This window comes from Rhizobium sp. 862_C5_N1_2 (genome assembly GCF_051811205.1).
GTDB lineage: Bacteria > Pseudomonadota > Alphaproteobacteria > Rhizobiales > Rhizobiaceae > Rhizobium > Rhizobium leguminosarum.
This window is the reverse complement of sequence record NZ_JBPWPT010000001.1, coordinates 3,728,041-3,741,819: the sequence shown is the minus strand read 5'-3', so window position 1 is coordinate 3,741,819 and position 13,779 is coordinate 3,728,041. Positions and strand designations below refer to the sequence as shown.

The 13,779-nt window shown below is 62.1% G+C and carries 14 protein-coding genes; 7 read left to right on the top strand and 7 right to left on the bottom strand.

Going from position 1 to position 13,779, the window contains the following annotated elements; translation table 11 throughout:
* Nucleotides 1–88: 88 nt before the first annotated feature.
* Nucleotides 89–1,945 carry a M3 family oligoendopeptidase gene (locus tag ACD590_RS18675; protein WP_182565045.1) on the bottom strand — a complete coding sequence of 619 codons (1,857 nt, stop codon included), beginning with the start codon at nucleotides 1,943–1,945 and terminating at the stop codon, nucleotides 89–91.
* 310 nt (nucleotides 1,946–2,255) lie between these two features.
* Here ACD590_RS18675 and ACD590_RS18670 point away from each other — a divergent pair, with 310 nt between their 5' ends.
* Together ACD590_RS18670 and ACD590_RS18665 are read left to right on the top strand one after the other, a co-directional pair.
* Nucleotides 2,256–3,800: a sigma-54-dependent transcriptional regulator gene (locus tag ACD590_RS18670; RefSeq protein WP_018243519.1), complete on the top strand. Its 1,545-nt coding sequence runs from the start codon at nucleotides 2,256–2,258 to the stop codon at nucleotides 3,798–3,800.
* A gap of 178 nt (nucleotides 3,801–3,978) precedes the next feature.
* Nucleotides 3,979–5,826, top strand: coding sequence for a DUF882 domain-containing protein (locus ACD590_RS18665; protein WP_247266216.1), 1,848 nt, complete (start codon nucleotides 3,979–3,981; stop codon nucleotides 5,824–5,826).
* A 154-nt stretch (nucleotides 5,827–5,980) separates the two neighbouring features.
* Here ACD590_RS18665 and ACD590_RS18660 read toward each other — a convergent pair whose 3' ends face one another.
* From ACD590_RS18660 to ACD590_RS18650, 3 genes are all read right to left on the bottom strand, one after another.
* The gene (locus ACD590_RS18660) at nucleotides 5,981–6,244 is read right to left on the bottom strand and encodes a DUF2312 domain-containing protein (RefSeq protein WP_008533181.1); all 264 of its coding nucleotides are present in this window, start codon (nucleotides 6,242–6,244) and stop codon (nucleotides 5,981–5,983) included.
* 91 nt (nucleotides 6,245–6,335) lie between these two features.
* Nucleotides 6,336–6,641: a DUF1244 domain-containing protein gene (locus tag ACD590_RS18655; protein WP_003582233.1), complete on the bottom strand. Its 306-nt coding sequence runs from the start codon at nucleotides 6,639–6,641 to the stop codon at nucleotides 6,336–6,338.
* Between the two features lie 15 nt (nucleotides 6,642–6,656).
* Nucleotides 6,657–7,445 (bottom strand): N-formylglutamate amidohydrolase, encoded by a 789-nt coding sequence (locus ACD590_RS18650; protein WP_439003559.1) that lies wholly within the window; start codon nucleotides 7,443–7,445, stop codon nucleotides 6,657–6,659.
* A 201-nt stretch (nucleotides 7,446–7,646) separates the two neighbouring features.
* On the opposite strand from ACD590_RS18650, the gene ACD590_RS18645 reads away from it, so the two are divergent.
* The 3 genes from ACD590_RS18645 (at nucleotide 7,647) to ACD590_RS18635 (ending at nucleotide 10,346) form a co-directional block, all read left to right on the top strand.
* Nucleotides 7,647–8,132, top strand: a complete 486-nt coding sequence (locus tag ACD590_RS18645; protein WP_017967841.1) for a DUF1036 domain-containing protein — start codon at nucleotides 7,647–7,649, stop codon at nucleotides 8,130–8,132.
* Complete coding sequence (pyk, locus tag ACD590_RS18640; protein WP_018243516.1) at nucleotides 8,132–9,571, top strand: pyruvate kinase; 1,440 nt, start codon at nucleotides 8,132–8,134, stop codon at nucleotides 9,569–9,571. The genes ACD590_RS18645 and pyk overlap by 1 nt, the downstream gene beginning before the upstream one ends.
* 139 nt (nucleotides 9,572–9,710) lie before the next feature.
* Nucleotides 9,711–10,346, top strand: a complete 636-nt coding sequence (locus tag ACD590_RS18635) for a LysE family translocator (RefSeq protein WP_018243515.1) — start codon at nucleotides 9,711–9,713, stop codon at nucleotides 10,344–10,346.
* A 2-nt stretch (nucleotides 10,347–10,348) separates the two neighbouring features.
* Here ACD590_RS18635 and ACD590_RS18630 read toward each other — a convergent pair whose 3' ends face one another.
* Genes ACD590_RS18630 through ACD590_RS18620 form a run of 3 tightly spaced genes read right to left on the bottom strand, consistent with a single transcriptional unit; the run spans nucleotide 10,349 to nucleotide 11,723 of the window.
* Nucleotides 10,349–10,906 (bottom strand): DUF4865 family protein, encoded by a 558-nt coding sequence (locus ACD590_RS18630; protein ID WP_439003149.1) that lies wholly within the window; start codon nucleotides 10,904–10,906, stop codon nucleotides 10,349–10,351.
* The gene (locus ACD590_RS18625) at nucleotides 10,903–11,307 is read right to left on the bottom strand and encodes a cupin domain-containing protein (RefSeq protein WP_317277949.1); all 405 of its coding nucleotides are present in this window, start codon (nucleotides 11,305–11,307) and stop codon (nucleotides 10,903–10,905) included. Before ACD590_RS18625 ends, ACD590_RS18630 begins: the two co-directional genes overlap by 4 nt.
* The gene (locus ACD590_RS18620; RefSeq protein ID WP_439003148.1) at nucleotides 11,304–11,723 is read right to left on the bottom strand and encodes a tautomerase family protein; all 420 of its coding nucleotides are present in this window, start codon (nucleotides 11,721–11,723) and stop codon (nucleotides 11,304–11,306) included. The genes ACD590_RS18625 and ACD590_RS18620 overlap by 4 nt, the downstream gene beginning before the upstream one ends.
* A gap of 117 nt (nucleotides 11,724–11,840) precedes the next feature.
* Between ACD590_RS18620 and ACD590_RS18615 the strand changes: the two genes are divergently transcribed.
* Together ACD590_RS18615 and ACD590_RS18610 are read left to right on the top strand one after the other, a co-directional pair.
* The gene (locus ACD590_RS18615) at nucleotides 11,841–12,737 is read left to right on the top strand and encodes a LysR substrate-binding domain-containing protein (RefSeq protein WP_439003147.1); all 897 of its coding nucleotides are present in this window, start codon (nucleotides 11,841–11,843) and stop codon (nucleotides 12,735–12,737) included.
* A 229-nt stretch (nucleotides 12,738–12,966) separates the two neighbouring features.
* Nucleotides 12,967–13,773, top strand: coding sequence for a phytanoyl-CoA dioxygenase family protein (locus ACD590_RS18610; RefSeq protein ID WP_130717810.1), 807 nt, complete (start codon nucleotides 12,967–12,969; stop codon nucleotides 13,771–13,773).
* Nucleotides 13,774–13,779 lie beyond the last annotated feature (6 nt).

Here is a 13,779-nt window from a genome sequence, read left to right as displayed (position 1 = left end):
GTCTTTTCTTGGAGTGCGATCTCCCTGGTCCGCCAGCCGGCGCCTCTCCCCGCTTGCGGGAAGAGGTTTGGCGTGGGGACAGGGCTGATCAGGCCGCTCGGTCCAACGCTTCCAACTCGTCGATCAGCCCTTCGATCATCGACAGGCCCTGGCTCCAAAACGACGGATCGGTGGCGTCGAGGCCGAAAGGCTTCAGCAGTTCCGAGTGATGTTTGGTGCCGCCGGCCCTCAGCAGTTCGAAATACTTCTCCTGGAAGCCCTTCTCGGCCTTCTGGTAGACGGCATAGAGCGAATTCACGAGGCAATCGCCGAAGGCATAGGCGTAGACATAGAAGGGCGAGTGGATGAAGTGGGGGATATAGGCCCAATAGGTCTCATATCCCTCGGAAATGCTGATCGCCGGCCCAAGGCTTTCCGATTGAACAGAGAGCCAGAGTTCACCGATGTCGTCAGCTGTGAGTTCACCTGATTTGCGGGCGGTGTGGAGCTTGCGCTCGAATTCGTAGAAGGCGATCTGGCGCACGACCGTGTTGATCATGTCCTCGACCTTCTGGGCAAGCATCGCCTTGCGCTCGCGCGTGTCGGTGGTCTTTTGCAGAAGCGCGCGGAAGGTCAGCATCTCGCCGAAGACGGACGCGGTTTCGGCAAGCGTCAGCGGCGTCTGGCACATCAGCGCCCCTTGCGCGCCGGCGAGAACCTGATGCACGCCGTGCCCGAGTTCGTGGGCGAGCGTCATCACGTCGCGCGGCTTGCCCATATAATTGACGAGCACATAAGGATGGGCCGAGGGAACCGTCGGATGGGCGAAGGCGCCGGGCGCCTTGCCGGGACGGACCGGGGCGTCGATCCACTGTTCGTCGAAGAAGCGCCTGGCGATATCAGCCATCTCCGGCGCGAAATTGCCGTAGGCCGACAGCACCGTGTCCTTTGCCTCCGGCCAGGAGATGATGGCGCTGGAGGTTTCCGGAAGGGGCGCGTTGCGGTCCCAGAAATTCATCTGCTCCATGCCGAGCCATTTCGCCTTCATCTTGTAATAGCGATGCGAAAGGCGGGGATAGGCTTCGCGGACGGCCGCGGCCAGCGCATCGACGACCTCGCGCTCGACGCGGTTTGCCAAGTGGCGGCTGTCGGCGATGTCCTCGAAGCCGCGCCAGCGGTCGGCGATCTCCTTGTCCTTGGCGAGCGTGTTGGTGATCAGCGTGAAGGTGCGGATATTCGCCTTGAAGGTTTCGGCGAGCGCCATGGCTGCCTTGCGTCGCGCCTCAGGATCCTTTTCCTGCAGCCTGTTCAGCGCCACTTCGAGCGGCACTTTCTCGCCATCGATGTCGTAGCGAAGTTCCGCCATGGTTTCGTCGAAGAGGCGGTTGAAGGCGGCGGCCGATGTCATCGACTTCTCGAGGAAGAGCTGTTCCAGCCTGTCGTCGAGCTGGTAGGGCTTGTCCTTCCTGAGGTCGAGCAGCCAAGGACGATAGTGCCCGGCGGCGGGATCATTCGCCATGCAGGCGTCGATCACCGCGTCGTCGATGCGGTTCAGTTCCAGCGCGAAAAACAGGAGATGGCCGGAAAATTCGGTGATCTTGGCCTGTACGTCGCCGTAAAGCTTGCCGTTTATCGGGTTGGTGGTGTCGGAGAAATAGGTGAGGCCGGCAAAGGAGCCGAGGCGGCCGATGATGTCGTCCAGCGCCTCATATTCCTTCAGGGCCGCGCCGATGCCCTCAGCGCCGGACTTCGTCGCCGCTTCAGTGAGTTTGCCCTTCCACTTTTCTTCAAAGGCGATTGCGGCCTTGCCGGCCTTTTCCATGTCGGCGACGAAGGCGGTGGAGGTAGCGGAGGGATAAAGATCCTGCAGCTTCCAGACCGGCAGATCGCCGAGCGCCGGGTCGGCGGCCCCAGCCGGTGCTGCTGCCGACAAATGAAGGCCGGCATGCGGGAGCGTGATTTTCATGGGCGCAATTCCTCTCCACTTTCATAACAGGTCTGATTGTCTAGCGCATCGGCCCGAAAATCGGAATCGATTTTCGGAAAGCATGATGCGTTGATTGAAAGTGTTACAGCGCCCTTTGCGCGTCTGAAAGACGCGCGGCGCTGTCAGCGTGCCAAGGCCCGGCATCGCGGGGCTTTCGGTGCATGAAAAGGCTCGCTTCGGCACGAAAACGACCCGTTGCAATTGTTAAAATGCAATTGTTTCTCAAAACTGGATGTTCAAGCCTTCCTGTCAGAGTGCGCTTTATGGTTTCGCATGAAGTGAGGCGACAATGACCGGTTACAATGAGCTCAAGGGAGCAGGGCAAATCCTCGTGGTCGAAGACGACCCCGTGCAGCGCCGCCTGCTCAAGAACGCAATCGAGCGTCACGGCCATGTCGTGCACCAGGCGGAAAACGGCCGCATCGGCCTGGAAATGGTCAAACGCGACAGCGGCCTTTTCAATGTCATCGTGCTCGACCTGATGATGCCGGAGATGACCGGCCTCGAATTCCTCGACGCGCTTCACGAATTCGGCACGCAGATCCCCGTCATCGTGCAGACGGGGCAGGGCGGCATCGAGACTGTGGTGCAGGCGATGCGCGCCGGCGCCTTCGATTTCGTCGTCAAGCCGGTCTCGCCCGAACGCATCGCCACGTCGATATCGAACGCGATGAAGCTCGACCAGCGCGAGGTGAAGGCGCGGGCCGGACGCCGGTCGCGCTCAGGCTCCGTCGGCTTCGACGATATTGTCTCGGCAAGCCCGGCGATGCTCAGGGTTATCGATCTTGCTCAGCGGGCGGCTCAGTCCAACATCCCCGTCGTGCTGGAAGGCGAATCCGGCGTCGGCAAGGAGTTGGTGGCGCGGGCCATCCAGTCCGGCGGCGACCGCTCGAACAAGCCCTTCGTCACCGTCAATTGCGGGGCGATCCCACATAATCTGGTCGAGAGCATTCTCTTCGGTCACGAGAAGGGCGCGTTTACCGGCGCGACCGAGCGCCACATCGGCAAATTCATGGAAGCCGACGGCGGCACCATCTTCCTCGACGAGATCGGCGACCTGCCGCTCGAGGTGCAGGTGAAGCTCTTGCGTGCCGTGCAGCAGGGCGAGATCGAGACCGTCGGTGCCCGCACCGCACACAAGGTCAATGTCCGACTGATCTCGGCGACCAACAAGGATCTGATCGAGGAGGTCAAGAACGGCCATTTCCGCGAGGATCTCTATTATCGCCTCAACGTCTTCCCGATCACCATTCCGGCGCTGCGCAAACGCAAGGAAGACATTCCGCATCTCGTGCGCGTCTTTGCCGACCGCTTCTCCAGCGAGCAGAAGAGTGGCCGCCGCATGACGGTGAATGCTGGCACGCTGGCTTTGCTGACCGCCTATGACTGGCCGGGCAATATCCGACAGCTCGAAAACGCGATCTTCCGCGCGGTCGTTCTGGCCGAAGGGCCGGAGCTGACCGAGGCTGATTTCCCGCAGATCGCTGCCCAGCTTCCGGAATATGACGTGGTGGATCATCTGGCGCTCGTTGCCGACAATACCGGCCTCGATCCCGACAATGGCTATGGCGAGGACTTCAGGGCGTCGATGTCGGGAGAGGTGCACCACCGCCTGTCCGAAGTATCGGAAAACGCGATCGCCAGCGTCAATCCTGCCGGAGACGTGCGTAGGCTGGCCGATGTCGAGGAGGAACTTATCCGATTCGCACTCAAATTCTATCGCGGACAGATGAGTCAAGTAGCGCGCAAGCTTGGTATCGGCCGATCCACACTTTATCGCAAGCTCAAGGATTACGGCATAGACCCTGACAATCCCCAGAAAGATGCGGCTTAAGCGCTTTTCGTTAAGATTAAGGCAACCACGTTTTGTTACTAGTCATAAACCACTTGTTAGTGGTGCGTTCACTATGTAAAGAAAAGGTTGATCATGTGTGGCATTTTTGCCATCGTGTGACCGCATTTGACAGTCATCTGAGACAGTACGGGACATTGTCTGTCTGACGGGGATCGAGTTGCCGAATCTGAATGGGAATTCCAAGCCTTCGCGCTTGAGCTGGCGTTTGTTGTGCGCCGACATTTGCGGAAAGGCAATAAGGACGGTAGCGGCCGCCCTTCTTGCGCTCGCGGTTTCCTCACCGGTATTCGTTGGTACGCCTTCGCAGGCAGCGGGCGACACCCGCAGTCTCAAGCTCTATTTCATTCATACCGGCGAAAAAGCCGTCATCACCTACAAGCGTAATGGCAAGTTCGACCCCAAGGGTCTGGAGCAGCTGAACCGCTTCCTGCGCGACTGGCGCAAGAACCAGCCGACGAAGATGGATCCGCGCCTGTTCGACCTGATCTGGGAAGTCTATCGCCAGAGCGGTTCGAGGGACTACATCAATGTCGTCTGCGGTTTCCGTTCGCCGGGAACCAACGAGATGCTACGCGGCCGCTCACGCAATTCCGGTGTCGCCGAAAAGAGCCAGCATATGCTTGGCAAGGCGATGGACTTCTTCATTCCCGACGTCAAGCTGGCGACGTTGCGCGGCATCGGTATGAAGATGCAGGTCGGGGGCGTTGGCTTCTATCCGAAGTCGGGCTCGCCCTTCGTGCATATGGATGTCGGCGGCGTTCGCGCCTGGCCACGCATGAGCCGCGACGAGCTGGTTCGGCTTTTCCCCAACGGCAACACCATTCATATTCCGGCTGACGGCAAGCCGTTGCCGGGCTACCAGCAGGCGATGGCCGATTATAAGCGCCGCGCCAGCGGCACGCAGATCCAGATCGCCAGCGCTTCCGAATCGGAATCGCCGAAGCACAAGACGCTGTTTGAAGCGCTCTTTGGCGGCGGAGCGGACGAGCAGGAAGACGAGTCGGACGATTCCACGCCTGTTGCAGTTGCCAAGGCGACGCCGCCGAAGGCCGAGCCCGCCCCGGCCGAGCCGCAGCCGACCGAGGTCGCCGATCTGAATGCGCCGGTGCCGCAGGTTCGCCCGGCATTCAGCAACCAGCCGGCAGGCAGCGAAGTGGCGAGTGCGCTCGTCGCGCCGCCTTCGGGTAATGCTGCCCAGCAGGCTCTTGCGGCGGCCCTTCCGGCCGATCAGGCTCAGCCGCAGCAGTTCGCCGATCTTAGCGCCTACAGCATTCCGGTTCCCTCGCTTCTCGGCCCGCGCCGCGCGCCTGGCGACGCCGAGGTCGCGTCGACCGATCCCGTGCTGACGGGCGCGAATGGACTGCCGGTTCCGACGCCGATCGAGCGTCCCTCCGTTGCCGAGAACCTTCTTGCTGCGGCCGATGCCGATCCGGAGGCAGAGGCCGACGAAGCCGATCAGGACGCACTGTCTCCTGCCGTGGCCGACGCGCTCGACCAGCAGCGGAACGAAAGGGAAAGCCAGATCGCATCGAAGGCGCCACCGGTCACGGTGGAGCAGGCGATCAACGCTGCGATGACGCAAAAGACGCCTGCCGCAAAGCCGCCGCTCGAGCTCGCAGCATTGGCACCGATGACCAAATCGGCAAGCTTTGGCGACAGCTTCGACGAGCCGGCTGCCGAAAGCGCCGTGGCGCAGGGGCTTCCCGCCAAGGGTGGTCGCCCGACGCAGAAGGAAGCCGCGGCAGCGGATGCCAGCCGCACGACGGTACGCACCGAGCCGAAGCTGACGGAAAAGATGATCTCGCAGTGGGCGCTCACCAATGCCCGCCTGGAAATGGCCTCGAAGCAGGTCAAGGCGCCGCGGTTCGTCAGCCAGACGATGCGGGCCCAGCCGACCGCCGTCTATGCCGAGGGCTTCAACATCAAGACCGCTTCGGTCGATCCGGCCCGCTTCAGCGGCACGGCTGTAAACTTCATGGAAGTGCGCAAGTTCAACACGAACTGAGCCTGCCGATTACGGAATATCGAAAACAGCCGGAGCGATCCGGCGGTTTTTCTTTTTGCTGTTTCGGTGGAGCGAGATGGCCGTTCTGCCTTGTGCGCAAAAGAAAAGCCGCCGAAGAGCCCGGCGGCTTGTCGATATCGGCGATGTCGACGGATCAGCCTTCCGGCGGCGCCTCGATCATGCCGAGCGCGTGCAGATAGGTGTCGAGGATTGCTTCCTCTTCCATACGCTCCTGCTCGTCCTTCTTGCGCAGCGCCACGACCTTCTTCAGGATCTTGGTATCGAAGCCCATTCCCTTGGCTTCGCCATAGACGTCCTTGATGTCGTCGGCGATGGTCTTCTTTTCTTCTTCCAGCCGTTCAATGCGCTCGATGAAAGCGCGAAGCTGATCGCGGGCGACGCCATGAGCATCAGACATCGTGTTCTCCTGATTTTTCGGTGATCAATTTTGGATGCCAGTGACTGCCGCGAAGCGGCGTCGTGGTCAAGCCTGTTCGCGGCCAGCCAAGCTATTTGTGTGGATTGTTCAGTTCAAAAGCAGCCTTTTGCACGGGCGAGGCCTCGTTCTGGTGAAGATTCTTCCAGTCCTCATAGGGCATGCCATAAACCATCTCGCGCGATTCGTCCCTGGTCACCGGGACACCTTCGGCCTCGGCGGCTTCGCGATACCAGTTCGACAGGCAGTTGCGGCAGAAGCCGGCCAGATTCATCAAATCGATGTTCTGAACGTCGCTGCGTTCGCGAAGATGTGCGACGAGGCGGCGGAAGGCGGCAGCTTCGAATTCGGTCTGTTGTTCCTTGCTGAGCGCGGTCATCTCGCTTCCTTTCGTTTAATAGGGGCCGGTGCGCGACAGGTGAACGTCGTATCCGTGCAAGGCGGGATCGGCATTCATCGCCGCAAAGATCGGCGCCAAGCGTTCGGCCCATGCCGATATGCCGGTCTCGTCTGCGATCAGATCCTGGCGCACCTCGAGCAGCGCATGCGGAATGCCGGTGATCATGCAATGGCGGTACATGGTATCGCCCTTCAGCGCGCCGTCATAGGGTTCGTTGTCGCCGACGGCGAGATCGGGATCGGCGCGCAGCATGTCGAGCAGCGGGCCGACGGCGCGATGGTCGCTGTCCCAGAGGACGGCAGCGTGCCAAGGGCGGGGAATGCCTTTCCAGGCCGGTGTGAAGGAGTGCAGCGACAGCACCAGCGGCGCCCTGCCGGTGGCATTCGCCACTTTGTCGATCGTTGCGGCCACGGCGTCGTGATAGGGGCGATGGAAGGTTTCGATGCGGTAGTCCCATTCCTGCGGCGTGATCGGATGATTGCCTGATATGACGGCGCCGTCTGATATTTTCATGATCAGCGTCGGATCGTCTTCGCCGCGGTTCGGGTCGATCAGCAGGCGTGAAAAACCGCCGAGCACGGCGGGAACGCCGAGTTTTGCCGAAAGCTGCCGCGTCAGGCCCTCGATACCGATGTCATAGGCAATGTGGCGGGCGAAGGCCGCGTCGGGCAGTCCGAGCCTGCCATATCGCGCGGGAAGGCGGTTCATCGCGTGATCTGCGAGGATCACCATGCCTTTGTCATGTTTACCGGATAGGATTTCGAAAGATTGGAAGTCGTCCATCAGGGAATTGCCGTTCGTCATTGCGCCGCCGGGCGCAGTGATCGCATGCGCCTGCGGCAGGTTCAAGCGCGGCAGGTGGGGAGAGGTTGAGCCCGACCCTCGACGGGTGGTTATGAAAGGAAATATAATCGATTAGCATTGCGTTGACTTTCGCTTGACGGCGGCGCAAGAAGACACGGATACGAATAACCGTGGAGCTATTTGGGAGCCGTGTTGATCCAAGCCGCGCCAAGTTTCCTCACGCGGTCCGGACCGCTGGTCCGTCTCGCTCTGTTCGCTCTTGCAGCCGCCATGCCGTTTTTCATCGCAGACGCCGCACGCGCCGATTTTCGCGTCTGCAACGGAACACAGAATCTCGTCGGCGTCGCGATCGGATACCGGGCCAAGGATGGCTGGGTGACGGAGGGCTGGTGGCAGGTGCCGGCAACGACCTGCGCCACGCTGATCGAGGGAGAATTGCAGTCGCGCTATTACTACCTCTACGCAGAGGACGCCGCCCGGGGAGGGCGATGGACGGGTGACGTGCAGATGTGCGTGGCGGAAAACGAATTCAAAATCACGGGTGTGCAGGATTGTTATGCCCGCGGTTACCAGAAGATGGGATTCAAGGAATATGATACGGGCCGCCAGGGTAGCTGGATGGTTCAGCTCTCCGACACCCCAGGGACGCAAGAAAGCCAGAATTGATGAAGCGTAATCGCAAAGTTAAAATCCTCGCCACCCTCGGGCCAGCCTCCTCCGAGGAATCGATGATCGAGAAGCTGCACCAGGCCGGTGCCGATGTCTTCCGCATCAATATGAGCCATGCGAGCCACGACCTGATGCGTACGCTTATCCAGCGCATTCGCTCGGTCGAGGCGCGCTCCGGCCGGCCGATCGGCATTCTCGCCGACCTGCAGGGACCGAAACTGCGTGTCGGCAAGTTCGTCGACAGCAAGGTGGACCTGAAGCCCGGCCAGACCTTCACGCTCGACAACAACGAAGCGCTCGGCGACCAGAACCGCGTCTATCTGCCGCACCCCGAGATCCTCGAGTCGGTCCAGCCCGGCCACCGTCTGCTGATCGATGACGGCAAGCTCGCCCTGCGCGCAGAAAAATGCGACGGCAAGAGCATCGTCACCACTGTTATTTCAGGCACGCGCATCTCCGACCGCAAGGGCGTCAGCCTTCCCGACACGTTGCTCGGCGTCGGCGCATTGACGGATAAGGACCGCGCCGACCTCGATGCGGTGCTCGCCACCGACGATGTCGACTGGGTGGCGCTTTCCTTCGTCCAGCGTCCCGACGACCTTGCCGAAGTGCGCAAGATCGCCCGTGGCCGTGTCGGCCTGATGTCGAAGATCGAAAAGCCGCAGGCTCTCGAGCGCATCGAGGAAATCATCGAGCTTTCCGACGCATTGATGGTCGCCCGCGGCGATCTCGGCGTCGAAATGCCGCTGGAATCGGTTCCCGGCATCCAGAAGCAGCTGATCCGTGCCTGCCGCCGTTCGGGCAAGCCGGTGGTCGTCGCCACGCAGATGCTGGAATCGATGATCTCAGCGCCGGTGCCGACACGCGCCGAAGTTTCCGACGTCGCGACCGCCGTCTTCGAAGGTGCGGATGCCGTCATGCTCTCGGCCGAGTCGGCCTCGGGCGACTATCCCGTCGAAGCTGTCGCGACGATGGCGTCGATTGCCACCGCCATCGAGCGCGAGCCGCATTATCCCGGCATCATCTATGCCCAGCGTGCCCAGCCGGAAGCGACCGGTGCCGATGCAATCTCGCTTGCTGCCCGTCAGATCGCCGAGACGCTGAAGCTGTCGGCGATCGTCTGTTACACTTCGTCGGGTACGACAGGCCTTCGCGCCTCGCGTGAGCGTCCGCAGGTGCCGATCCTGGCGCTGTCGCCGATCATCAAGACGGCACGCCGCCTTGCCGTCGTCTGGGGCCTGCATTGCGTGGTCACCCATGACGCGACCGATCTCGACGACATGGTCAACCGCGCTTGCCGCATCGTCGCGGACGAAGGCTTCGGCAAGCCGGGCGATCGCATCATCATCTCGGCCGGCGTGCCGCTCGGCACGCCCGGTGCCACCAACATGATCCGCATTGCCTATATCGGCTCCGACGGCCAGAGCGGCGTCTGATCCAATCGTATGCCTTGGAGAGCCCGCTGCCTGAAGAGGCGGCGGGCTTTTTCGTTGACGGGTCGGCATTGCCAAGCTTGGCGGCGCATGCAAGTTTCGGTCCCTGGAGCAGGACATGCTCTGGGTTCGGAGGAGCATCATGGATATCGTCACGCTTCTGGCTTTTGCAGCCGTTTCCTTTGTCGGCATCGCGACGCCGGGGCCAACGGTGCTGCTTGCGCTGACCAATGGTTCTCGGCATGGCCTGCGCCGCGCAGTTGCCGGCATGATCGGCGCGGTGCTGTCCGATTTCGTGCTGATCGGCGCCGTCGCGATCGGACTCGGTGCGCTGCTCGCTGCGTCGGAATTCTGGTTCTCGATGCTGAAATGGGCAGGTGCTGCCTATCTCGCCTTTCTCGGCATCATGCTGCTGCGTTCGAAGGGCACGATCGATGCGGCGTTGAAGTCCGGAGCGCCTGCGGGTGCGACTTCGCCCTTCTCGATCGGGCTGAAGAGTTTCATGGTCGCGGCGACCAATCCGAAGGGCTACTTGTTCTTTTCGGCCTTCCTGCCGCAGTTCATCGACCCGAGCCTGCCGCAGGCAACGCAATATGCGCTGCTTGCGCTGGTCTTTGCCGTGCTCGATTTCCTCATCATGTTCGGCTACGCCTTCTTCGGTTCGCAGGCGGTACGGTTCCTCAAGACCTCAGGCGCCATGTGGCTGGAGCGGGCCTGCGGTGGCGCGCTACTGGCGCTTGCCGGCTCGCTGGCATTGTATCGCCGGGCAACCGTCTGAGTTCAGGGTCGAGCCAGGGATAGGTGGCCGACGCGATAGGCCTGCGTGTGCTCGCCGATCTCGGGAATTTCTCGCCACAGTCTGAAGCACACCCGCGTCCAGGTGGTCGGTTCGAAGCCGGAGACGGAGGCGAGCGCGTCGCCTGTCGCAACGTCGGCACCAGCCTGCGCGCTTTCGGCGCGGCGGATATCGGCGAGCGGCGCATAAGGCTCTGTCTGCAGGACATCGCGTGTGGCGAACTTGGCTGAGGCGATATCAGCTGAGATTTCTGCCTGCCAGACGATCCAAGTCCTCACCTGTGGCCAGCCGAAGGCGCTGGTGAGAGCCTCGAAACCTGGGCCGCAGAGGAAGTCGCTTGCTCCTTCCGGCCTCTGCCAGAGATAGAAGGGCGCATAGAGATTGTCGTGGCTGCCGAACTCTCCCTTGCGGGCGCTGAGATAGGCTTTGAAACCGAGATTGGGAAAGCCGTCGAGCAACGGACCCTTGTCGCGGATGCGGCGGTCGATGATCGACATGTCGTAGTCGGCGGGCAGGGTGAAGCTGTACTGCATGGTGATCATGACTGTCCCTCCACCGGTTGCAGCCATTCGACGATGCTGCCGTTTTCCGTCGGCTGGACGCTGATATAGCTGAAGGGGCTGTCGTCGGCTGCGCCATGCCAGTGACGCTCGCCGGGGGCAAACCAGACGGCATCGCCGGCACGCAATGCTTCGATCGGACCGCCGTCGTTCTGCGCCAACCCATGGCCCGAAAGCGCATAGAGCAACTGGCCTCTGGGATGCGTGTGCCAGCGGGTAATGGTGCCGGGATCGAGCGCGGCGCGCATTGCGGTGTTCTCGCCATCGGCGCTGCCTTCGAGCAGCATCTCGACCCAGAAGGGCGCAGTCGCGACGCCCTCCGGCGAGCGGATTGCCTTGCCGGGGCGCCTGATGGTCATGGTCTTCGGGTTCGAAGGGCTCATTGCCGGCCTCCAGCCACACGAAGCCGCCAGTCTGGGTCGGTCATCTGGGCAATGCCGTCGCCGAAGGACCAGTCTTCCGGCACGCTGGTGCTGATGACGATCATCACATCCTCAGGCCGGAGGCCCGGCGATTGCGCCAGGAGATCGGCGAGCCGCCGATAGAGCGCCGCCTTCATCTCGCCGGTGCGAGGCCTGCCGATCGTGATCGAGATATAGACGAAGTCGTCCGAGCGCGGGCCGGCGAGATAGCTGCGGTCGAAGATCAGCTCGTTCTCGTCATGCTGATGAATGGCCTGGAAGTGGTCGTTTTCGGGCACGTCGAAGGTCTCGACCAGAGCGCGCTGGATGTTGTCGGCCAGCGCCATGAGGTAGTCCGGCGACTTGCCTCTGCGAAGGGAAATGCGAACGAAGGGCATCGGGATCTCCATGGTTCAGGCCGTCCGTCGGCCTTGACAGCTGAACCATTGCACGGCACGATGATGCCGAAAATCAGAATTTTATGAACTAATGATCCTGAAAAATGGGATTATGTAATGCGACGGACGATCTTCGATCTCGATGTGCTTCGAACCTTTTCAACCGGCATGGAACTCGGCAATTTCGCCAAGGCGGCCGAGCGGCTCGGGCGTTCGACCTCGGCAGTGAGTGCGCAGCTGAAGAAGCTGGAGGAACAGGCGGGCACGCCGATCTTCCGCAAGGTGGGGCGCGGGCTGGCGCTGACGGATGCCGGCGAGACGATGCTTGGTTATGCCAGGCGGCTGCTGGAACTCAACGACGAGGCGGCTGCGGCCGTCAACAGCGTCGAGCTGGAAGGCTGGGTGCGGCTCGGCCTACAGGAGGATTTCGGTGAGACCCTGCTGCCTGATGTGCTCGGCCGCTTTGCGCGTGCGCATCCGAAGGTCCGGATCGAAGCGCGGGTGGTGCGCAATGCCGAACTGCTCGAGCGCGTCACGTCGGGCAAGCTCGATCTGGCGCTTGCCTGGAGCGATGGCACGCTGACGGCGCATTGCGAGCGGATCGGCGAAGTGCCGATGCGCTGGATCGGGCCTTCGGAGGGCCAGCCGGGCTGGCAAGCCGCAAGCGGCGAGCCGATGCCGCTTGCCTCGCTGGAGGCACCGTGCCTGTTGCGCAGTGCAGCGACCAAGGCGCTTGATGAGGCGGGCATTTCCTGGCGGCTCGCCTTTGTCAGTCCCAGTCTCGGCGGTCTCTGGGCCGCGACCGCGGCAGGCCTCGGTCTCACCATCCGCACGCCGATCGGCCTGCCGGCGAAGGTCCGGCCGCTCGCGCCGGAGACGATCGGCCTGCCGGATTTGCCGAAGCTCGGTCTGGTCCTGCATCGGGCGGAAGCCGAACCGCAACCGGCTGTGGCCCGGCTTGCCGAGCTCGTGCTTCTGTCGGTGCATGGCGCGCTGCGCGAGGTGTTGGCCTGACATCTCCGCATTGACCCCTCGGGCGCAAGCCTATAGCCTCGAACCGCTATGAAGACGTTCACCCTCAATATCGCTTCGGTCTTCTTCTTGAGCCTCTAAGGCTCTGCCTTCGGGCATCAGAAGATGCGGCCGCTGACCAGCCTTCGTGGCTGGTGCGTTGCCGTGGATGTAACCACCCTGCGTCTGGCCAAGGAAAGAGCCGGCAGGTTTGGCGATAGAGAGATATTTCATGACAGCAGATGTTTACCCGCCGGCACTGAGTGCTGCGCAGATCGAGCGATTCATCGAGGACGGTTTCGTCAGGATCGACGACGCTTTTCCCCCCGCATTGGCCGAGGAAGCCCGTGCCATCATGTGGCGTGACATTCCCTTCGCTGCTGATGATCCAAGCACGTGGACGCAGCCCGTCGTGCGACTTGCCGGCTATGGCGGCGGGCCGTTTGAGAAAGCCGTCAACACGCCGGTATTGCATTCGGCCTTCGACCAGCTCGTCGGCACCGGTCGCTGGGAGCCGCGCAATGGACTTGGCAGTTTTCCGGTGCGCTTCCCCCATTCCGATGATCCCGGTGATGCCGGCTGGCATGTCGACCTCAGCTTTCCCGGCGAGGGTTCCGATCCAAACGAGCAGCGGGATTTTTCTGCCTGGCGGGTGAACATCACCTCGCGCGGGCGGGCGTTGCTGATGCTTTTCCTGTTCTCGGATGTCGGAGAGGAGGACGCGCCGACCCGCATCCGCGTCGGTTCGCACAAGGATATCGCACGCCTCCTGGCACCAGCGGGCGAGGCGGGAATGGCGTACCTCTGGCTGGAGCATGTGGGGGAGGACCGGCCGCTGGCGTTAGCGACGGGCCCGGCTGGCACGGTCTATCTGTGCCATCCGTTCGTCATCCATGCAGCGCAGATGCATCGCGGCAGGCAGCCGCGCTTCATGGCGCAGCCCGGCCTTGCGCCTTCTGAACCTCTCCGGCTCGAACGGGAGGACGGCGCCTATTCGCCGGTCGAGATCGCGATCCGCCGGGCGCTTCAGCAACAGTAGCGAGGA